This is a genomic window from Streptomyces sp. NPDC039462 (assembly GCF_055639375.1).
The window spans coordinates 226842-247483 of the sequence record NZ_JBVKAO010000010.1 but is presented as its reverse complement, the minus strand read 5'-3'; the positions used below and the strand labels follow the sequence as shown (position 1 = coordinate 247483).

Annotated in this window: 13 protein-coding genes and 1 CRISPR repeat array; of the genes, 9 read left to right on the top strand and 4 right to left on the bottom strand. The window is 68.6% G+C overall.

Features of this window, described 5'->3' with window-relative positions:
• Positions 1–64 precede the first annotated feature (64 nt).
• Positions 65–2983, bottom strand: coding sequence for a CRISPR-associated helicase Cas3' (cas3, locus tag ACZ7LU_RS38365; protein ID WP_471919456.1), 2919 nt, complete (start codon positions 2981–2983; stop codon positions 65–67).
• Between the two features lie 431 nt (positions 2984–3414).
• A CRISPR array of direct repeats spans positions 3415–3689; the repeat unit is 31 nt; unit sequence GTGTGCTCCCCGCGCCTGCGGGGATGGTCCC.
• 376 nt (positions 3690–4065) lie between these two features.
• Here cas3 and ACZ7LU_RS38360 point away from each other — a divergent pair.
• Positions 4066–5181, top strand: coding sequence for a three-Cys-motif partner protein TcmP (locus ACZ7LU_RS38360; RefSeq protein WP_471919455.1), 1116 nt, complete (start codon positions 4066–4068; stop codon positions 5179–5181).
• A gap of 12 nt (positions 5182–5193) precedes the next feature.
• Here ACZ7LU_RS38360 and ACZ7LU_RS38355 read toward each other — a convergent pair whose 3' ends face one another.
• Positions 5194–5961, bottom strand: coding sequence for a DUF5131 family protein (locus ACZ7LU_RS38355; RefSeq protein WP_471919454.1), 768 nt, complete (start codon positions 5959–5961; stop codon positions 5194–5196).
• A gap of 1583 nt (positions 5962–7544) precedes the next feature.
• Between ACZ7LU_RS38355 and ACZ7LU_RS38350 the strand changes: the two genes are divergently transcribed.
• Both ACZ7LU_RS38350 and ACZ7LU_RS38345 read left to right on the top strand, forming a co-directional pair.
• Positions 7545–7676, top strand: coding sequence for a hypothetical protein (locus ACZ7LU_RS38350; protein ID WP_471919453.1), 132 nt, complete (start codon positions 7545–7547; stop codon positions 7674–7676).
• A gap of 406 nt (positions 7677–8082) precedes the next feature.
• Positions 8083–8700, top strand: a complete 618-nt coding sequence (locus tag ACZ7LU_RS38345) for a DUF6461 domain-containing protein (protein WP_471919452.1) — start codon at positions 8083–8085, stop codon at positions 8698–8700.
• Between the two features lie 120 nt (positions 8701–8820).
• Here ACZ7LU_RS38345 and ACZ7LU_RS38340 read toward each other — a convergent pair whose 3' ends face one another.
• On the bottom strand, positions 8821–10545 hold the full coding sequence (locus ACZ7LU_RS38340; RefSeq protein ID WP_471919451.1) for a NucA/NucB deoxyribonuclease domain-containing protein: 1725 nt from the start codon (positions 10543–10545) through the stop codon (positions 8821–8823).
• A gap of 885 nt (positions 10546–11430) precedes the next feature.
• Positions 11431–11985, bottom strand: coding sequence for a hypothetical protein (locus ACZ7LU_RS38335; RefSeq protein ID WP_471919450.1), 555 nt, complete (start codon positions 11983–11985; stop codon positions 11431–11433).
• 1080 nt (positions 11986–13065) lie between these two features.
• On the opposite strand from ACZ7LU_RS38335, the gene ACZ7LU_RS38330 reads away from it, so the two are divergent.
• The 6 genes from ACZ7LU_RS38330 to ACZ7LU_RS38305 are packed head-to-tail and all read left to right on the top strand — an operon-like array spanning position 13066 to position 20596.
• Positions 13066–13980, top strand: a complete 915-nt coding sequence (locus ACZ7LU_RS38330) for a conjugal transfer protein (protein ID WP_471919449.1) — start codon at positions 13066–13068, stop codon at positions 13978–13980.
• Positions 13980–14303 carry a hypothetical protein gene (locus ACZ7LU_RS38325; protein WP_471919448.1) on the top strand — a complete coding sequence of 108 codons (324 nt, stop codon included), beginning with the start codon at positions 13980–13982 and terminating at the stop codon, positions 14301–14303. The genes ACZ7LU_RS38330 and ACZ7LU_RS38325 overlap by 1 nt, the downstream gene beginning before the upstream one ends.
• The gene (locus ACZ7LU_RS38320; RefSeq protein ID WP_471919447.1) at positions 14300–14893 is read left to right on the top strand and encodes a hypothetical protein; all 594 of its coding nucleotides are present in this window, start codon (positions 14300–14302) and stop codon (positions 14891–14893) included. Before ACZ7LU_RS38325 ends, ACZ7LU_RS38320 begins: the two co-directional genes overlap by 4 nt.
• Positions 14893–17523 carry an ATP-binding protein gene (locus tag ACZ7LU_RS38315; RefSeq protein ID WP_471919446.1) on the top strand — a complete coding sequence of 877 codons (2631 nt, stop codon included), beginning with the start codon at positions 14893–14895 and terminating at the stop codon, positions 17521–17523. Before ACZ7LU_RS38320 ends, ACZ7LU_RS38315 begins: the two co-directional genes overlap by 1 nt.
• Complete coding sequence (locus ACZ7LU_RS38310; RefSeq protein ID WP_471919445.1) at positions 17523–17903, top strand: hypothetical protein; 381 nt, start codon at positions 17523–17525, stop codon at positions 17901–17903. Before ACZ7LU_RS38315 ends, ACZ7LU_RS38310 begins: the two co-directional genes overlap by 1 nt.
• Positions 17900–20596, top strand: a complete 2697-nt coding sequence (locus tag ACZ7LU_RS38305) for a hypothetical protein (protein ID WP_471919444.1) — start codon at positions 17900–17902, stop codon at positions 20594–20596. The genes ACZ7LU_RS38310 and ACZ7LU_RS38305 overlap by 4 nt, the downstream gene beginning before the upstream one ends.
• Positions 20597–20642: the final 46 nt, after the last annotated feature.

The window sequence follows — 20642 nt, the reverse complement described above, 5'->3', positions numbered from 1 at the left end:
AATCCACGGCCGGCTACTCAGATCGAACGTCAACGCCTGTTCTAAGGCGCCCGGTTCACCGGAATCAGTCACTGCTCACCTCGAGTCCGTCGCTTTGGCTGTAGCGGAGTGCGAAGCCTGCCAGAGAGGTCTGACAATCGGCGTCGAGCACCAAAATCAGCTGGCCGGCCAGCCAATGGCTGTCCCGGCCCTGCCAGGCCGGTATGTACAGCTCCTCCAGCTCGGCGATCGCACGGTCCATGACCTCGGGGCGCGAGAACTGCAGGGGCAGCCGAAGCCCACAACTGGCCGCGGCCCGCGCCGCGGCCGTCGACGGAGGCCGGTCGGTGGGCAACTCCAGCCCGCCCAAGCCCTTGGCCAGCCACGGCAGGGTCGCCAGCACCCCATCGGCACGCCGCTGCACGACCACCACCTCCAGGCTCTCCGTACTGTCGCGGACCTGCGCCCGCCCGGCCCGGGTGTCATCCGCATCCCCCACGCCCGCCGCAACCCACCCGATCAGCGGCCGCCCCGGCGGCTCCACCGCACCCAGCCGGAACACCTGCGCCCGCTCCGCCTGCTCCGCCTGGTGCTTCTCATGGCGCTCCCACGCCGCCGCCATCGCCTCGGACCAGGCGGCGGGGCCCGCAGGACCCTCGGCATAGGCACCCTGGACCAGCAAACTGATGTCCCCGGGCAGCCGCACCGGCCGCCGTGCACCCTGCAGGTGAGGCAGCAGCACAGCCGCGGAACGCAGCAGCGCATACGCCCCGTACACCGCGACCGACCCCCGCACCGGCACCGGCACCGGGCCGCCCCAATCGACACCGGTGACCAGGCACCGGGCCGCCCGCAGCCGCTCAGGGCGCTCCCCCTGCCCCGCACCACGCACATGGCGGTGCAGGCGTCCCATCCTCTGCAGCATCAGATCCACCGGACACAGGTCCGTGACGAGCAGGTCGAAGTCGACATCGAGGGACTGCTCGGCGACCTGGCTGGCGACCACAATGTGCGGTCCCGCCGGACGCCGCCCGCCCGCCTTCTCCGGCGGCCCGAACCGGGCAAGAAGACCGGCGTCCTTCGCCGCCCTATCCACATCAACAAAACACGAATGCGCGACAGTCACGTTCCGTTCACCAAAGCGCTCCCGCAACACCCGCGCACTCTCCAGGACCCGCCGCACCGTGTTACGGACGACCAGGACACAGCCCCCGCCCTCCAGCTCGACCGCCAGCCGATCAGCCAGCAGCTCCTGGTCATCGTCCAGCGGTTCCAGATGAACCTCGCCACCCCGCAGCGAGGCCGCAGCCCCTGTGACGACCGGTACCTGACCGGGCGTCACCGCCGTCAGCAGCGGATACGAGGCCACGCCAGCCACCCGTTCAAAACCGTCTGCCACACCCCCGCCCTCACCGCCAACGCCGGCGTAGGCTTCCGCAAGCTGACGGCGACGGCCCGAGGGCAACGTCGCGGACAACACCACCACCGGCACCCGGTAAGCTCCCAGCCACGCCAGCACCCGGTCCAGATAGACACTCATATACGTGTCATAGGCGTGCGCCTCGTCAATCACCACGACCTTCCCCGCGACCGCAAGGTGACGCAGCACCAGATGCCGGCTCTTGAGCCCGGCGAACAACAACTGGTCCACCGTCCCCGCCACGAACGAGGACAGCATCGCCTTCTTCCGCCCCCGCAGCCACGCATGAGCCACCAGCTCCGCCGAAGCAAACCGCCCCGCCTCCGCAGACCGCCCCCGCCCCGCCTCACCGTCCACATCAACGGCCACCACCTGCTGCCGGCCCTTGCGCAGCAACCCGGCGTAGTCGTCGTTGAGAGCGGCCTTGGAATGCGCGAGCAGCACAGAACGCGGGCCGCCTTCTGGCGCGGGCAGACGATCAAGCCACTCCAGCAGCCGAGGAAACATCGCGTTACCCGTCGCCATCGTGGGCAACGCAAAAAACACCCCGCCCGCACCGGACCGGGCCGCGAAAATCTCAGCGACCGCAAGCGCGGCCTCCGTCTTCCCCTCCCCCATCGGAGCCTCAACGATCATCAGCCCCGGCGCAGACATCTCCCGCGCCAACCGGACCGCCGCCTCCTGCACCGGCCTGACGCTCGCCCCCCGCGGCAGATCAAAACGCGCCGCGACCACCTCCCCCGCATCCCCGTACGGCTCCTCCGCCCGCCACGCCACAGGCAACCGCAACCCCCGCCACGCCGCAGCCACACGCTCGGCACCGCTCCGGGTCTCCTGCGGGAAATACGGAAACAGATCCGGATTACTGGCGATCCAGTCGGCAACGATCACCACTGCGGTAAGCAGCACCTGCACAGGCTGCGACAACCGCACCGCCCGCCAGGCACCAAGCCGCTCCCCCGCCCCATACTCCACAGCACACGCGGCCAGGAGCTCCTCCTGCACCCGCCGCCACACCGACTCGCTCGCCCCCGGCGTCCGCAGCAGATGAGGACGGTCATACAGATCACTGAGCTGCCCGTGCTCCGGCGGCACCCCATGATGACCACCCACCACGACGGCGAACTGACCGCTCTGCCGCGGCGGCCAGCCATGCCGCTCCTCCAGCCACTCCTCCAGCAGCACCTGCCCCGCCCGCGCATGCGCAGCCATCACACGATCCGCCCCGTACTGCCTGCGGGTCTTCATCTGCAGGCCCTGCCCCCGCATCACATCAGCCAACTGATCGACCTGACACGCGAAAGCCGGCGTCGCCTTGCCTATGTCATGCACAGCCGCCAGCCACATCACCAGACACCGGCCATCTCCCGCCCCACCCGGCAACGCCTCCGCCACCAACGCCCGAACATTCGCGGGCAGCCACTCATCCCACAACAACCCGGCCACCGCCGCACTGTCAGCCATGTGCCGCCACAACGGCAGCCACCCCTCGGCATCCCGGTCGTGCTTGGCCCACACCGAACGCACCGGCCCCACAAGCCGCCCGCCGAGCCCCCCACAGGACGACTCCCCCTCAACAGTCATGCCAGAGGCATACATGCAAACCCGGCACCACGGCAGCAATACCGAGAAAGCGCACCTATGTACGAACAGATCAAGGAGAATCCAGACACCAGCACACGACACTCCGTACAATCTGGCAGCGCGCACACTCAGAAACCGCGCATCAACCTGTATGCCTGTCATGCCCAGACAGCAGAACCGCTGGAACTCAACTCCCGGCAGTACCAGCCCTGCAGTTAGAAGGAAGAGTGTGCCCCCTACCGGGGAGAGCCTGCCGCCTCGGCCGCTTGGCGACAGCCCGTCAGCCCATCCCTCCGCATTCAGTGTTACCCGGCATCGCTCATACTCGACGTACAAGCATCATCCTAATTCGACCCATATGGGCGTTATGGCCGAACCGAAGAAACTGCTCGAAATCAGCTCCCGGCCCTAACAAACTTGCAGGTCGAGGAGTGTGCTCCCCGCGCCTGCGGGGATGGTCCCGTGGCTGTGGACGACCGTCCTCAGCCCGGTGTGTGCTCCCCGCGCCTGCGGGGATGGTCCCCCGCCGGGCACGTGTGGAAGATGGGCCGCAGTGTGCTCCCCGCGCCTGCGGGGATGGTCCCCTCTCCGGCGAGATGGACCGCTTCGCCAAGTAGTGCTCCCCGCGCGTGCGGGGATGGTCCCCGGATCTCGCGTCCGTTCTCCGGCTTCCACGCGTGCTCCCCGTGCCTGCGGGGATGGTCCCTCAGGTTTTCATCAGCGGAGTTCGGCGACCAGAGTGCTTTCCGGTTCTCGCACGCCGTACGTCCCAGCCGTGCCTCGCCTGCCGCACCGCCGATCGGCGAGTCCTGGTCCTGCCACCGGCTTGCTGCCCGCAAAGAGGCCGGGGCGACGATGTCGCTCGTCCGTCGATGAGCACGGGCGGAAAGCGACGCCCGGACCCGTCTTGATGCAGGTTGCGCAGGGTCCGCTCCGCGCACGCTGAGTGGTCCCGAGTACGTCGGACCACAGGTCGCGCAGGGTCGTGCTCCGCGCATGTGGCTGTCGCATAAGGCGCTCTGGCGCCTGACAGGTACTCAGCGGACAATCGGTGTCACATTCTGTTGTCTGAGGGGGCTGGCATGGGTGTTCTGTGGCCGTTGGAGCCCGCTACGGCTGCCAAGCACCGTCTGTACCAGCGATATCTGGGTGCTTGGTGGCCGATCCTGCTGCAGACGTCCCAGCGCACCGGCTTCAGCAGGCCGCGGGTGACGCTGCTGGACGCGTTCGCTGGCCCGGGCCGCTATGAGGGCGGTGAACCCGGCTCGCCGGTGTTCATCCTGGACCGGCTCCTGCATCACACCGCGGTAGAGCGGATGAACCTCAGTCCGCACCGAGTGCACCTGATCTTCATCGAAAAGGACAGGACCCGCCATGAACACCTCCTGACCGAGCTGACGGGCCGGTTCGGAAAGCTCGCCGACCTGCCGGTTCGGGTAGAGGTTCGGCGGGGCGAGGCGGGTCGAGACAGTCTGCCGGTGCTGACCGAGCTGGGCGCGTGGGGGCATCCGATCCTCGGCATCTTCGACAGCTGGGGCAGCGTGAACGTGCCACTGGAGGTGATGCACCGGATAGCACACAACCGCTCCAGCGAAGTCATCACCACCTTCGGCCCCAACTGGTTCAGTCGCCGCGAGGAGTTGAACGGTGACATTCTTGACGAGGTTTTTGGTGGACGTGAGCACTGGGCGCCAGCTGCCGAAGAGGCTAGGCCTGACGAACGTTGGCGTGCGTGGCTGGGCACCTACCGCAGTGCACTCCGTCGGGCAGGCTTCGGCTACCAACTGCAGTTCCGGCTCGTGCCTCGCACCGGGCAGCCCCTGTACCTGGTCTTCGGCACTGGCAGCGACGCGGGGCTGAAGGCAATGAAGGAAGCGATGTGGAAGGTCGACGACCGTGACGGCGAGAGCTTCCAAGACCCCCGCACCCGCGGGGCCCAGCCGGTCGGCCAGCTCGACTTCTTCCAGTCCGTCGACGCCTGCGATCCGGAGCTGCTGGAGCTGGTCACGCAGCGGCTCACGCTCGGTACAGCCACGGTGGAGACGGTCGGGCAGTGGCTGTTGACGGAGACCGCCCGCTGGCTGCCGACACACGCGCTCAAGGCGGTGCGGCAGATGCGGCAGGACGGCTCCGTCGTGGTCCACTCGCCAGGCAAGCTGACCAGCAAAAGCTGGATCAGCCCGCCTGCTGCGGCCTGACGGAGTCGCCGGTCACACCGAGGTGCTGTCTTTGAGTTTCGGATACTCGCGCACCCGCAGATCCGCAGGGAAGCGGGCGATGTCCTTGTGATGCCGCTGGTCCCAGCAGGAGCCGAGTTGTTTGACGAACGGCGCCGTCCCGGAGTGCCGGCACCGTTCGACGATGTCAGCGGCCCACTTCTCCCGCATTGGCCGGGCACCCGGGCCGGATTCGCCACCGACGATCGCCCAGTCGATGCCGGTCAGATCCAGGCCGGTGAGCGGCCCGAGCAGAGGCTCGCACGACAGGAACCGCACAGCCGCCGGGACGAGCCGCAGGTCGTCCACGCGCGGAAGTTCCTTAGCAGTCTCCACCGACACGCCCATCCACAGGTTGGCAGGCCACTGAAGGCGGTCGGCGACCAACCGCAGCCGCCGCGCCCGCTTGGTCAGAACCTGGTACGTATGCTGCGGCGTATCCGAGATCACCTCGAAGACACGCCGCACATAGTCGAGCGGGACTCGCGCGTGGAACAAGTCGCTCATGGAGTTCACAAATACGGTGCGCGGACTTTTCCACCCATACGGCACGGCCAGCGCGTCCGGGTGCAGAGTCAGCCCGAACCCCGCGCCCGAGGTGCGCGGGTTCCCATCGTTCTGGTATTTCGCCGACCCCATTGCCTTCAGCCGTTTGGCCAGGGTGAGGGCGTAGCAGTGGTCGCAGCCGGCCGATACCCGGTCGCATCCGGTCGTCGGATTCCAGGTCGCCTCAGTCCACTCGATAGAGCTGCGGTCGCTCACCGGTCCCCTCCCACCCTCATGCCCGTGGTGCCACTGCTGTGGCCGACTATCACGGTGCGCTGCCTAACGATGCCGTCCCAGCCGGAGTCGCGGGATACGTACGCCGGTATCCGACCGCATCCGGTTCCTTGCCACACTCCCATATCGAACTCCTGTTTGAAACAGGGCCTTTGAGGCTGCTTCCCCGCCGTTCACGTGGCCAACGCGACCGCAACTGCGGATCCCGGCGCCAGGATCCGCAGCCCACCGATGGCCCTGCTCCCGCTGGCGGCAAGCGGCCGAACTGATCGGACCACCGTGGGGCCGTTCTAGCGGCCTCACGATGTGATTTTCGGTGGCGGCCCAGCATGCAGACCAAGTCGCTTACGGCGTGCACCTCAGCTCCTCGTGACGCCGTCAGGTTCTTCCAGGACACGCCTTGCTGTGGAGCGAAACAGCTGCAGCTCAGCAGCTAAGGCCTTGTGGATGTTCCGCAAGCGTTCGGCGTCATCGGGCGAGTGCTCGCGAGCGGTTAGCTCATCAGCGAGGGCAGTGAGCCTCCATGCCTGCGTCACGACGGCACGAACGACCGTGTCGAGACGCTGTGGCCCTTCAAGGTCCACAACTTGGGCTGCCTCGATCAACTCAATGCGACTGCTGTGCAGGGCCTCACGCCAGTCCGTTGAGAACGCGGCGGGTGGGGCAGGGGTTGGGCCGACGTTCAGTACATCGCGAAGGTGCGCGTTCTGTTGGGAGAAGCGTCGCCCAGCGTGAAGGAATGCGAGGTACGCCTCGCGGCGAGCCTGGCGTTGCCATTGGAGGTGCGTCGTACGGGCCTGAGCCCGCGACTGCCATCGAAGCCCCCATACGGTCGCTACTGCGGCCACCGTTGTCCCGCCCACGCCGGCGACTGCAACGAGTGCGGCGGCTACCTCCTGGTCCATGAGGTCAGACAACCACCTGTCGCAGCCGCAGGGGCACTTACGGTGGGACCCTCCCAAGCGCCGGGGGTTTCTCTCGCGGCTGGCTTGCTCAGAGCGGGCCATCCGCCACAGGCGAAGACCCCGCTCCTGCGCAGGGTCTGCAGTGCCGCGAGGCTCATGTGGTTGATGAGGACTCGTGCGCAGAGTGATCCGTCGGCGTAGGGGAAGTTCCAGTCGTCGCGGCCCTGGGACGTTTTGAAGGCTCGGGGCTCAGGCACTGCCTCGGCTGGGGCGCTCGGCTTTCCAACATGGAGCGTGGCGCAGGCGGCTGCGGGCGGCGGGGTGGTGCCGGCAGGAGCAGGCGCTGTGCCGTGTGTCGGCGTCGTGGGGTATCACGCCGTGATCTTTTGCTGGCGGCTCTGGGGTGGGGGTGCTGATGTCCGAGGACGCGCCTCGGAGGCTTTGGCTCGCTGGTCGGCTTTCTGTTTCTGCTCCTCGGGGGTGAGCTTGCCGAGGTTGCGGACGTGCTCGACCTTACGTGCGCCGGCGACCCTGTCGGCCTGTAGTTCGGGGCTCAGCTTGAGCAGTGACAATTTGGTGGACAGGGTCGCCCTGGGGCACACCGAGCCGCTTGGCTGCGTTGGTCTGGCTTCCGTAGAACTCCACCATCTGCTGCAGGGCGTGGCTTCCCGAGTGAAGCTCGCGGGTCTTACCGGCGAGGAGTATCAGGCGCAGTGGCGCAGCTGGTACGAAGCGGTAACCCTCTTCCAGTCCGCCGTCACCGCGCACGCCAAAGCCACCGGCCAGCCGTAGCACGAGGTCGAGCAGGCAGTGAAGAAGGCGGTGCGGCACGCCGACGAGGACCCGGCGGAGTAGCGCCCCAACCCGCAGCCCTCTGCCCGCCGCCCGCCATCTGGGCTCACGGCTGTGCGTCACTTTGCGGGGGTGGCGGCTGAGCATGGGCATACCGGCTGACGCAGACCCCGCCTTCCCCGGGGACCCAGCGGGGCTGGCCGGGACCGCTTCACCACGCCCCCGCAACGTCGGATTGGAAGAGGATCCGTGCCATTTCCACGAGGTTGGCCCGCGGCGTTCCGACGACGTGGACGTGCGACGGCTTCGCCGAAAGCCTCAAGCGATGTGGGGGCTGGTCCGCTTGCGGATGCTGTGACCTAGGGTGTTCGACTGAAGCAACTGAGAGCTGCCAGGAGGCGTGCCTGTGACGGACGGTCTGCGATGGATCGCATCGGCGTATGAGGATGAGGGGTTCTCCTTCTGTTTCGCCGAAGGTATTTCCCCGGAAGAGCTGCTGCTGCGATTCGGCGCCGAGCTGCAGAACACCCTCAGGTTGAGCCGACAAGAGGCGGAAGCAATCGATCTCTTCAACCACTACCCTGACGACAACGACTTGGGCAATGTTGACGCGGGTGAGGACGAGCTGAGGAGCAAAGGGTTCGTCGCTCCCGATCGAGTCGTGCTGCGGGCCGGACAGATCGAGGGCTGGAGTTACTGCATGCAGAGCTTCGGTAGTTTCGCGGCAGATTCGGATGCTGTCCGCGCCGCTTCTGCGGGCACACGATGCGTTGCGCTCAGTACCACCGTGAACGCGGATGTCTGGGTGACCATCGCACACGATGGGGAAGTGACGTCCTCGTTCGACCCGATTGATCCGGAGGAGAACAGCGGTACCCGGCCTGATCTACTTCCGGTGCCTGACTTCTCCGAGAGCGACGATGAGGCTGCCGACGTGCTGGCTTTCTTTGAGCGCGATCTTGGGCTGTGGGTCCCGGGGGCCTCGGACACCGAGAAGCTGCTGGCTGCGGCATTCCAGGGGTGAGGATGCTGTTGGGCCACCCGCTGTAGCGGATGGCCCAACACTCTATTCACCGACCAGTGTTCACGGCCGGATGACCGGGCCGCTCCCCAAGCAAGAGGGTCTCCCGCCTCAAGCGGGCCGTCAGCTGTCCGGTTCGAACTGGCCAGACTTCACGTAGAAGGCGTCGTCGTCCAGCATGCGGTTGCTGTTATAGAAGCGGCCGAGGTCGCCTCCCACACCTTCGTTTTCCACCTTCGGCATGGAGGCCCGCCCACACGGCGCGAGGGGATGATGCCCATACGAGATCATGGCGTGGTTATAGCGCCCCTGCCCGAGCTCGCGTGACTTGATGCCCGGCCATACGGCCCACTGCTGGCACTCCTTGCCGGAGGAGATTCCGAGCTGGCCGCCGCTCTCCTTGGTAGACGCAAACGGGTATTCGTCGCATTGGAGCTTGACCGACCCCTTGGGCTTGAACTGATCGTCCTTCTTGAAGGTCTTGTCGCAGACCTTCCTCCGGTTCTTCTTCACCGTGGCCTTGTTGAACTCACGGTGCAGCGCGTAGCCACCATGGCCCTCCAGACCCGGATGCGGTTTGGCCCACAGCATGCGGCCGATGAAGTTCCGGGCGCCGCGGTACTTCTTCTGCACGGTGAAGGTCGGCGTGTACTCCGGGATTACGCAGCCCGCCTCGTTCGTGATCTTGGCGTCGCAGCGCACCTTCCAGGCGTCACTGGTGTTGTAGCCCCAGGTCGCGGTGCCCTTACCCACCTCGGTGCCATTGTCCAGACCGATCTCCATATTCCACACCAGATCAATGTTCCTCTGGCCGGTGGATTCGTTCCAGTGGCGCAGCCAAGTGCCCTCAAGCGACTTCCCGACAGCCAGGGGAGCCTCACCTTCCCAGGGGCCTGGGCTCTGGCGGCACACGCTGGCGGTAGGTCGACAGCTAGACGTCACCTTCGCAGTGAGCTTCTGCGCATCACCGATAGCATTGTTGAGCCTGAAGTAGAAGAACTCATCGAACTTGGTGCTGGTGTTGGAGGTGTCGATCTCTTGCTTGACCGTCGCTTCCGCAAAGCCAATAGGCGCGCCCTTCTGGTTGACGACCACAATGTAGTCGTCGCGGACCCCGCAGATCGATGTGCGCGTGACGTAGGCGTTGTTCTTCTCCTGCCCGTCGCACCACACCATCTTCTTGGCGGCTGCGGCATCCTTCTTAGCACCCCTAGCCCTCGGGCTCGTGTTGAGCTTCGCCAGACCGGAATCCCACTCGGATTCGGCCCCCTTGGCCTCAGGAGACCCCGCGAGCGAGGGCGCCTTCTCGTCGAAGCAGATCGCCGCGTCCTGTCCCGGCTTAATGAACTCCTCGGGAGACTCCCTGACTTCCTCGCACGAAGGCCCCTTAGGGGCAGCAACTGGAACCGCCCTGGGGGCGCCTTCTGCTAGCTCTGCCCCTTCGAGAGGATCGATTTCATTCGAATCCTCTTCAGCGCCTTCGTCTAGGGTCTCGTCGCCCTCAACAGCGTCGCCCTGACTTTGACCGCTACTCTGCTGTTCTGCCGAACTCCCCGACGTGTCTGCCGCATTGGCGGTGAACCCCGATGCCAGGACTACCGTCGCTGCGATGACGGCAGTGAATGCCCTGATTTTCAATTCCCCTCCCGGTGTGCCAAGTTCGGCACATTGCTGGATTGCGGTGCCCCCCACTACAACCAGCTGGTCGTCGGTGATCTCACCATATTGGTGAGCAAGTGCGCAAATCGGTGAGTATCGAGGGCAGGCCCAGCGGATCCGGGGCAGCAGACGTCGGGGGGAGAAGCATCTGGCGGGAATGTGCACGCAGCGTAGGACCGGCACATCCATGGCGATCCTTCGTGGTACAGCCTCTCGGTGATGGTGCAGCAGGCATGGGGCCCGTTTGGGAGGGCATAGTGAGCCTTCATCAATTCGCCATCGGCGCCTGGCCGCAGCTTGACTACAGCCTGTAGTGACCAATACAGACCGCCCCTCGATACGGTCTTTCCCTGGGCTGGCCACTACCTGGCTTCCCCCTCCAGAGCCACGGCGCTGGGCCACTCATAAGATGCTGGCGGCCTACGTGTGCTGTCGCTGAGGTTGGTGCCGCGTCAGCGGCGGGTAGTGGCGCAGCGGCGGACTGTGTCGGGTCCGCCGGGTTTCGAAACCTCCGCCCGCATCCGCGCTGTCCGACCCGTGCGTCGACTTCAGTCACGAGCCTGTTGTGTGCCTGGAACCTGTGCAATGCTCCCGCCGGCGATGGCTCCCCGATCCCGGGAGCGCTGCCCTGACTCACCCAGCTCACCTAGGCACGGGCTGCACCGTTCCTCTCGGCCGCCCCACCGGGCTGGCGCCTGCTCACGTCCATCCCCGCGGGTGCGGGGAGCCCGTCGTCGCCGACGGCGAGATGATCACGCTCGGGGGATCATCCCCGCACGTGCGGGGATGATCCCGTGGCCCGGTCGAACAGCAAGTACTGTCCGTCGTGCTCCCCGCCCGTGCGGGGATGGTCCCTCGGGGCACCTCCACGCCGCGTATCGTCCTCGTGCTCCCTACACCTGCGGGGATGGTCCTGGCATCTGGCCGGTTCTCGATCTCGTGCTTCCCGCCCCCGTGGAGTGGACATCACCCGTTCCGGCCATCGACTGACCCCTTCCGGGATCGTGCCACTGTCACCGGCCGGGCGGTCCCAGCGCGTCGTAGGGCGCCAACAGGGTGGTACAGGGGTAGGAGTTAGGGTCGGGGCCTCTCGGGCCGGGCGCCGGTGCCGAGCCCAGGATCGTGTGCGTGTTCTGCTGGTCGGTGGTCAAGTCGGATCTGGAGCTGAGCGAGGACGCTGGCCCGCGCGGTGGGCCCGTAGGTGAGCCGCTTTCCGGTCGTCGCGTCGAAGGTCACCACTTCGCTGTGGGGTGCGGAGCACATCAAGGCCCGTTCGATGGCAGGCAGGCCGAGTCGGATGGCATCGCAGGTACCGAAGCGGCTCAGAATGAGGAGGTCCTGGGTGACCTGCTCCCAGTCGCCGACGGACGGCCAGCCCGCGCCTCCGTCGAGTTCGTGGGTGAGGGTGGCCAGGGGCACGATCTCCCTGGGGGCGCGGTGGCCGTTGTTGAGGATGCGGTGGATCCGGTCGCCGTCGGGCCGGCGTACTCGGCTGTGGAGCAAGGCGGCGGCCTCGACGATGGTTGTGTTGATCTCGTGCAGGCCACGGGGCGGGAAGTAGGGCTGGTGGGCGAATAGGAGGTGTGGCGCGTTCTGCGGGCTCGGAAGTTTGCCGGGACGGGAGGTCATGGTGGGGCTCCTTAGCTGCTGTCGGCTGTACGGCGTCGGTAAGGCGAGGCTCCAAGTGGGCCGCTGGACGAGCTGCGTTGACCGAGCCAGTGGTAGGGGTGCGTCACCGCAGCCAGCCGCAGCTGGTGCATCCGGTAGTCAGGTGGCGCAGACGGTGCACTGGCCGCCATCGTCGGGGCGCGCGTCGTTGGGGTAGGGCCGCTGTAGGAGGTTCAAAAGGACGCCGGGCGGGGCGGTGGGTCTGCTGCGCGGTGCGTAACTGGGCCGAGCGGAGGGCAACGCACGGCGTCGGGCTGGCGGCGGAATGCTCCCAGGCCGTTGGGAGGGCTGGTTCATGCCGTGAGTCAATCCGGGAGCCTTGACCAGTTCACCGGCCAGCGGGCCCCGGCCACGATCACAACGGCATCACGACAGACGGTGTCGGTGGTCGGCCCCGACCATTCCTGGGCCGGCAGCGGACGGGCGGTGACAACAATGATGCGTAGTGCGAAGGGGGGCCGGTATGCAGTCGTCGATGCCTCCTGCGGCGGCCGGACGTAGGTCTTTCGGGCCAGCTGGCCGTGGGGTGAGGCGCACCGTTGGCGCTGGCGCTCGGTCAGTCGGGCCTCTGCGGCGCGTGGTGGGAGAGGGCGACCACGACGGCCCATAGCCCCGACCACCATGGGGATGGCCTCGGGCACCGCTGCTCACAGCGATGTTCAGGGCCCGCCAGGACCTGACCTGCCGTAGCCGGAGCGCGGGCAGGGCCCCGTCCCGCCACCGGTGCGGTGCTCGGCTTGGTGTGCACGACGCTGGGCTGCCGAAGCGGTGCACTGTGCACAGGCTCCGGGCGCGGGTGCGTGCCCTCTGCAGGAGTGCGTCCTTGGTCCCCCTTCTGCGCCTGTTCGATCCTGCAGGTGGGGCTGCGGCGCTCGTGTATCGAGACTGTGCTTGCGTGCGGTGGTAGCTGCTCCCACGGGCCGCCCGCGTATTCGTGACCGGTTCGAGGCTGTGGTCAGGGCGGTGTGGTTGGCGAAACGGTCGGGCCGGGCCGGTTCTCTCAGGGGCATCAATCCGCCTGTCCTTCCTGGGAGTTCACGCATGTTTCGTCCCAAGCAATTACCCGATGCCGGGAGGCCGCCGGTGGCCGCCGGGGTGGCGCTGATTCAGATGCGGCGACGTGTGCAGTGGGGCCGCGCGGGCGTCTGGGCGGCGCTTGCGGCCGGGCCGCTGGCGCTGGCCCTCGCGGCGTTGCAGCCGTCCACGACGGTCGCGGCGGCGTCGGGGGCGGCCGCGCAGCGTCCTGCGCAGCCTACGGCCGTGGCCGATCCGGCGGGATACGTGGCGGAGTTCGTCGATGCCTGGCTGCGCAGTAGTGAGGACGTGGGCAGTGCGGCCGGGCGCCGGGCGCAGTCAATGGCTCCCGGTGTCCCGCTGCCTTCCCTGGCGGAGGATGCGCAGGCGCCGCGCCGGGTGACGCCGGTGCGCAGTATGCCGCGCGGGGAGGAGGGGCAGTGGTCGGTGACGGTGGCGGCGCAGTATGCGGATGCGGTGCGCTATTTCGCGGTGCCGGCGCTCGTCTCGGAGAGTGGTGATTCCTTCGCGGTGATGGCTGCACCGGCGCTGGTGGCTGCTCCTGCCTTGCACCGGGTGCCTGTCTCTGCGTATCGGGTCGCCGTCCCCGAGGGTCCGTTGACGCAGGCCGCGAAGGAGTTCTTGTTGGCGTACTTGGCCGGGCGGGGTGAGGTCGGCCGGTATCTGGCGCCCGGGGCGGAGGTGGCGGCGCTCTCCCCTGCGGCGGTGAAGGACGTTGAGGTAGAAGAAGTGGCCGCGCGTGAGGAGACGGCGGCTGGCGGCCGGGTGCCGCGGGACGGGGTGCGGGTGCATGTCCTGGTCCAGGTCGAGGCGGAGGGTGCGGCAGGACGGTGGCCGCTGTCCTACGAGCTCACGTTCGCTGCGCGCGGCGGCCGGTGGGAGATCGCCGCGTTGTCCTCCGGGTCGGGCGGTGAGCGCTGATGGACGGCGTCCACCGTGTGGTTGTCGCGGGCAGGTTGGCTGACCTGGGTGATTCCTGGATTGGGACGGCGAAGGACTTGGGCGCGGCCGGTCTGCAGGCGGCGCTGGTCATCATCGTCCTGGTGATCATGTTGCAGCGCTTCAGCCTCAAGGCGGGGATTGGCGCTTTGATCCTCATGGTGATCGCGCTGGGCTTGTACAACTCACGCGACCAGCTGGCGGATATGTTCGAGGACGAGGTGAAGAACCCGGCCAAGAGCGCCCCCTTTGTTGCACCTCCGCAGGGTGAGGGCGGGCCGGTGAGCAGGCAGGGGGCGACGTGAGCGCGGCCGCCGCGCGCCGGGCGCGTTTTTACACCTCTGCGCGGCGCTATCCGTGGGTGATGGGCAAGATCGGTGATTGGCGTCTGCCGCTGGGGCCTTACAACTCGGCACAGATCGCGCTGGCCACCGTGGGCGGCTTCGTCCTGGTGAAGTCGGTTGGGGTGTGGGGCGGGTTCGGGCAGCTGTCGGTGGTGCCGGTGGCCGCCTGGATTGTGGGGATCTGGTTGTTGCGGCGCCCGAAGATCGGTGGGCGTACACCGGTCGCGGCCGCCTTGGGCCTGATGGCGCTGGCGGTTTCGCCCGCCGGCGGCCGCGTAGGCCGCCGGGCCGCACGGGATCAGCCCGCACGGCGTCTGGGCGGCGGCTTCACCATCGAAGGCCTTCCCCCAGTCGACCGCACGCCGCGCCCGGTACCCGCGCGCCGTCCTGGCAGCCCCAGCTGGCCGGATGCCCGGGCCGGTGGGCAGCAGCCCGTCAACGTCGGCAGAGGGCCGTCGCCGGCATCCGCAGCCCCGGCGTCGCCGGTGCGCGCCGTGCTGAGGCGAGCCCACCTGCACGCCCAGAACTCGGCCAGGACCAGGGAGGGTTGATGCGTGTTCCCATCCGGCACATCGCCGGGCATCTGCTGTGGTCCGCCCACGGACACGTGTGGGCCATCTACCGTCTGCATCCCGGCCCCGACAGCCAGGGACGGAGTCAAGAGAGCGTGCCGGGCACCTATGTACCGTCCGCGGTCCGCAACGAACTACTTGAGAAGACGACAGCGCTGGTGCGTTCGCTGTCCGGCGCACCGCGATTGTTCGGGCTGTGCGCTCAGGTCGATGCGAGTGAGGTCGCCTGGCGCATGGTCGAGGGGATCGCTGAGGCCGGGGGGTCTTTGCCATCTGAGGCGTACCCGTGGATCGAGCACCTGGAGGCGGCGCTGGATCTGCTGGAGGACCAGGAGATGCACCAGCGCTCTTGGTGGCTGGCCGTTCCGCTTCAGAGCGGCCGCCAGAATCTGCAGGCGGCGACAGCGCTGTGGGCGGAGGTCTGCGACGCGCTCGGGCTGCGGGCCGCGCCCATCTCGCGCGCCGAGGTGAGGGCGTTTCGGGAACAAGCCGTGCAGGTGCAGGCCCAGTTGGCGGGTAGTGCTGCCTTTCGTCCGGCGCGGCCCGCGGAGATCGTGTGGATGATCCAGCATGCGGTGCACCGGGGCCTGGCTGAGCCGCTGCTTGGCCAGGCGGCGGCGAGCGAGCTGTATGGCGGGCAGGTGCGCGGCGGGGTGTTGCGCTCTCCCAGCTATGCCGACCTGGGACTGGTCCGCCTCGAAGAGGGCGGCACCGACCGCGCCGAGCAGCCCGCCCCCGAGCCGCCGGGAGCGCGGGCGGTGCGGGGCCGCATGCCGTGGTGGAAGGGGCGATCGCCGTCGCCCCTGCGGCGTCGGTGGCTGCAGGTCGAGAGCGCCTCCGGTACCGGGTATCAGGCGCATCTGGCGCTGGCCGAGTGCCCGCCCGCGGTCAGTGAGGAAGCGGCGGATCTGTTTACGCAGCTCGAGGTCCTCGATTTTCCCGTCGATTTCACCGTCGATCTCACGCTGGTGCCGGCGGAGACGGCCCGCGCCCAGGTGCAGCGCAAGAAGAACGAGCTGGTGGACCAGGCCGACCAGTACGAGGTGCGGCCCACCGGGATGCCCGCCTCGCTGCCACAAGCCGCCGGTGATCTCGGGGAGCTGGATGGCCGGCTCGCTGGCAACAGCGTCGAGGTGGAGGTGCAGAGCATCACCGTGCTCACCGTGTGGGGGCCGACTGCTCAGCTGTGTGATGCGCGGGCGCGGGCACTGGAGAAGCTGCTGGCGGGCGCCGACTACCGGGCGGTGCGCCCGTGCGGGCTGCAGGTCGACCTGTTTACCCTCGGGCTGCCCGGGGCGGTGCGGGCACCGCGGTTGCGGGAGTTCACCCAGCATCAGCTCAGTGAGGACTGGGCGTTGTCGGGGGCCTTCGCGCACAGTGAGGTCGGTGATCCGAGCGGCCTGCTGCTGGGGCTGGATCTGGACTGTGGCACGACCCGCCCGGTGTTGATCAATGTGGCGGATGCGCCGAAGCAGGATGCCTCTGCCTCCTTGGGTGTGGTGGGGGATCTCGGCGGCGGCAAGAGCGTGTTGCTGAAGTTGATCGCCGGGTCGCTGGTGGACCGGGGCAGTCGCGTCATTTGCATCGACCGGACACCGGTGCGGGAGTGGGCGCGTTTCGCCCAGGCGGCTGCGCCGGGCCGCTGCCAGATCATCGATGCCGCACAGGCCGCGCTGTCCATCGATCCGCTGCGGATGTTCCCGGGCGCGAAGGGCCGTCACTACGCCCTCAGCTACCTCACGCTGCAGCTGGGGGTGGGCCCGATGACCACCGCCGGTGAGGTGCTGCATCACGCCGTGGAGCAGGCCGCCAGCTCCGCTGCCTGCTCGATGAGCGCAGTGGTCGCCGTCCTGCGGGATATGGCCGCAGGCCAGGCGGGCAAGCGGCAGGATGCGGCCGCCACGCTGGCCGGGCTGCTGCGCGTGGTGGAACAAAACCATCTGGCCCGCATGGTGTTCGATCCCACGCTGCCTCCCGTGCAGTTGGAGGGAAAGGGATCCTCGGACTTCATCGTGGTGTCGACGAGCGGGCTGAAGCTGCCGCCCAAGCAGGCGTTCGCCCATCCTGAGGTGCTCCATCAGCAGCCGCTGGAGGCGCTGATCGGCCGGGCGGTGCTCTATCTGATCGCCGCGATCGCCCGGCAGGCCGCCTTCGCCCGGCCCGAGCAGTTCTGTGCGGTCGCTCTTGATGAGCTGTACTGGCTCACCTCGTCCACCGAGGGCACCGCCCTGGTCCACGAGATCCTGCACGATGGCCGCAAGCACGGCGCCGGATTGCTGGCCGGCGCCCACGAGGCCGAGGAACTGGGCCCCGACCGGGGGCTGATGGCCTACCGGGCGCTGGCGCGCACCACCGATCGTGAACGGGCCCGCCGTGGCCTGGAGTTCGTGGGCCTGGACGGCCGTGACAGTGCGCTGGTGCGGCTGGTCACCTCCAACCTGTCCCCCGTCGGCCAGCGGGAGCGGGCCGGGGAACTGTTGCTGACCGGGCCGCGGCAGAACACCGGCCGCCTCAAGGTCGTCATCCCCTCGCTTGCGCGGATCGCCTCGGGGATCACCACCACGCCCGGCCAGGCACCCCCGGTGCCGGCGCCCGAGAGGGCCTCCTGATGATCAGCCGGGAATGGGACCAGGCCCGGCGGCGCCATGCCTGCCGCCGGGCCGCCGGCATCGCGGCTCTGGCTGGTCTGATGCTGGCCGCGCTCGTCATGGCCCTGCAGCTGCTGGTCGCCTGGGCGCTGCCGGACGGCCACGGGCCAGCCACCGGCCACCGCGCGCCCTCACAGCGCGCCGACGTGTGTGTGCTGGTCGTCGGGCCGGCGCTGCGCCAAGGTACAGCCGGAGCGGGCCGGCCAGCGCAGACAGGACCGCAGGAGCACGTTCCTGTGGTGCCGGGCCTGCCACCGGCCGCAGCCGCGGCCGCGGCTGCGGCTGCGGCCGCGCTCGCCCTGGTGGTCCTGCGCCGGTCGGGGAGAGGGGACCTCTCATGATCCGGTGGCGTCCGGGGCACGGCAGGCTGCGCTCGTTCACCTACGCCCTGCTGCTCGCGGTGGTGTTCCTGATCGTCAACGCCCAGGTCGCCTACGCCGCTGAGGGCGGCGGGGACATGCTGGCCCCGCTGAATGTGGACAGTTCCGAGGGTGTGCCGATCAACGGCTATGAGCTGTCCGCGCACGGCGGGTCGATCTTCTCCCTGAAGACCAACGCCTACGCGTTTTTGATGAACGGGCTGTTCACGCTGTTGCGTCTGCTGGTCGGGCTGGCCTGCTGGGCCATGGAGTTCGCTCTGCGCTTCCCACTGATCAAGGTGCTGGCTGATCCGGCGCAGCAGATTTCTGACACCTACAACGACATCGTCGTCGACACTCTTGGCCTCAAGGGGCTGCTGCTGGGCTGGGCGTTCATCTTCGGCGGGATCCTTCTGGTGCGGGGCAAGGCGGGCAAGGGGCTCGGGGAGATCGCCTTGACTCTGCTGATTGCCGCGTTCGCGGCATCGGCGTTCATCCGCCCGGACTATCTGCTGGGCCCCGACGGGCCGCTGGCCCAAAGCCAGCAGGCGGCCGGTGAGGTCGCCCAGGCCACCGTCGCCTCCCATGACTGGGGCGGAAAGCTGGCCAGCGGCAACGCGGGGCCGTGTGGGACGGGTCTGTGGGGGCAGGCGCTGGAGAAGTGCCACCAGACCCAACAGGAGCGACCCTACTCCGCCTCCGAGGTGGCCAAGCCCATCCAGGATTCCCTGAGCAATGTTCTGGTCGTCAAGGGCTACATGCTCGTGCAGTACGGGCGGGTCCTGGACCCGGGCAAGAAGGCCGACCGGCAGGCGTATGCGCTGCACCTCAAATGGGTTTCCGGCGGCTACAAGCCCGGCAGCCGGGAGCATGCCGAGCAGGACCAAAAGGCTGATGACGCCTGCAGCGGCATCAAGGGGCCGGCCAAGAAGTACTGCAAGGCGGGCCATCTGAACAACCAGAGGCCGGATGCGGAGAAGGACCTGCCCAAGCTGACGTTGGGCAATCAGCTCCTGGAGGCGGCCAGCCCTGTCTTGAGCGAGCAGGATCAGCAGTTCGCCGCGTTTTTGGCGGAGTTGAAGAAGGCCGGGCCGGTGGGCAAGGCCTGCGCGCGTTACGCCCAGGAGCCCACTGGCTGGCGGGCGGCCGGCGTGCTGCTGCTGTTCCTCTCCTCGCTGCTGATCTGTGCGATCGCCCTGTCGGGAGCGTTCGTGCTGGTGGGGGTGCAGGCCGCGGATGCGGCGGCCGCCGCGGTCGGCGGTGTCGCGCTGGTGTGGGCGATGCTGCCGGGCCCCAACCGGCAGGCCGTGTGGAAGTGGCTGGCGCTTTTGGGCGTCTGCGTCGCCGCGATGTTCGCGGTGTGCATGTTCTTGCCCGCCTATGGCATCGGCATCGACATCGTGCTGACCGACGGCCCGCAGATGCCGGCCGAGCGGCTGCTGGCCCTTAACGGTCTGGCCCTGGCCGCTCTCGCCTTCCACCGCCGTCTGCTGCAGGCGCTCTCGGCGGCCGGGCAGCGGCTGTCGCTGCGGATGCGCTACGCCAAGATCGGCGGAACCCATCTGCCCGGGGACAGCTCCGAGATCGGCGCGGCCCTGGCGGTCCACGGCGGCGGCCAGGGTGCGGGCGGCGGGTTCGGGCTGCGCACCCTGGGCGGCGGATACGGCCGGCTCGGTACCCGCCAGCGCCTCCTGCGCTCGCTGGCCGCGATGACCGACGGCACCGGCATGCCCCTGGACACCGGGCGGCTGCTCACCGATGCGGGCGCGGAGGCCTCCCGCGGCCTGGCGCCGCTCGCGCTGGCTGCGACCGGCGCCCGGGTGGGGGCGCGCGGTGCCTGGTGGCTGGCGGTGGGCCGCCACCCCGGCGATCAAAGGCTGGAGACGATGCGCAAGCCCACCGGCGCCGAAGACGTCGGCGCCGGTGCAGGGCCGGCCGCCACGGCTGGGGCGGTGGCCGGGCGGACGGGCGGGCCGGGACGCCACGGGCCGCCGGACCGCTACCGGGAGAGGGACGGTTTGATCGCCGATCAGCGCTCGGGGGCGGTCCTGCACGACCAGCACAGCGATCGCACCCTGTTGTCCACCCGGGCGCACAACAAGCTGGTGCGGCTGCGCGGCTATCGCCTGCTCAACCGCGCAGGCCGTCTCGCCTACGGCGCCACCTACGGGCTGCCCGCCAATACCCGGCGCGGGCGGGCTCGCGCCTCGCAGTACACCCAGGACGCCCGGCAGCAGCTCGAGGTGTGGCGCAACACCGTGCGCGAGGACGGCCGGGCCTGGCACGGGCGGCACGCAGATACCAGCGGCACCGCATCGGGGCCGGCGGCCGGCTCGCGGCGCCTGCCGCCGCCCTCGCCCAGCGGCCCTGCCGCACCGCCGCCGGTCCCACCGCAGCCTCCGGGCACCCCGCCGGGCCCGGTCCGGCCGTCTGCCTCCCCCTCCCCCGGCACGGGGCAGGCGGCGGGCCAGCCGTGGTGGGCCGCTGGCGGAGCGCGGCTGCCCAGTTCGCAGCGCACCCCGTCCTCTCCCACCGTGCTGGGCTCCAGCCCCAGTTCACGCGAGGAGGCACGCCGGCGTTTTGAGGAACTGCGGCGCCGCACCATGCAGGGCGACCAGGACAGCTCGCCGCGCCTGGGTGTGGCCGATGCCGACCGTGAAGGGGACGAGCCGTGAACCGGGTGAAAGGGCGCCGGCGCGCGAAGTGGGGGTGCCTGCTGGT

Bases quoted from the DNA above. Each gene is read 5' to 3' on its own strand.
- cas3 (WP_471919456.1), bottom strand. From the start codon at position 2,983: ATGACTGTTGAGGGGGAGTCGTCCTGTGGGGGGCTCGGCGGGCGGCTT.
- ACZ7LU_RS38360 (WP_471919455.1), top strand. From the start codon at position 4,066: ATGGGTGTTCTGTGGCCGTTGGAGCCCGCTACGGCTGCCAAGCACCGT.
- ACZ7LU_RS38340 (WP_471919451.1), bottom strand. From the start codon at position 10,545: ATGGATGTGCCGGTCCTACGCTGCGTGCACATTCCCGCCAGATGCTTC.
- ACZ7LU_RS38335 (WP_471919450.1), bottom strand. From the start codon at position 11,985: ATGACCTCCCGTCCCGGCAAACTTCCGAGCCCGCAGAACGCGCCACAC.
- ACZ7LU_RS38330 (WP_471919449.1), top strand. From the start codon at position 13,066: ATGTTTCGTCCCAAGCAATTACCCGATGCCGGGAGGCCGCCGGTGGCC.
- ACZ7LU_RS38325 (WP_471919448.1), top strand. From the start codon at position 13,980: ATGGACGGCGTCCACCGTGTGGTTGTCGCGGGCAGGTTGGCTGACCTG.
- ACZ7LU_RS38315 (WP_471919446.1), top strand. From the start codon at position 14,893: ATGCGTGTTCCCATCCGGCACATCGCCGGGCATCTGCTGTGGTCCGCC.
- ACZ7LU_RS38310 (WP_471919445.1), top strand. From the start codon at position 17,523: ATGATCAGCCGGGAATGGGACCAGGCCCGGCGGCGCCATGCCTGCCGC.
- ACZ7LU_RS38305 (WP_471919444.1), top strand. From the start codon at position 17,900: ATGATCCGGTGGCGTCCGGGGCACGGCAGGCTGCGCTCGTTCACCTAC.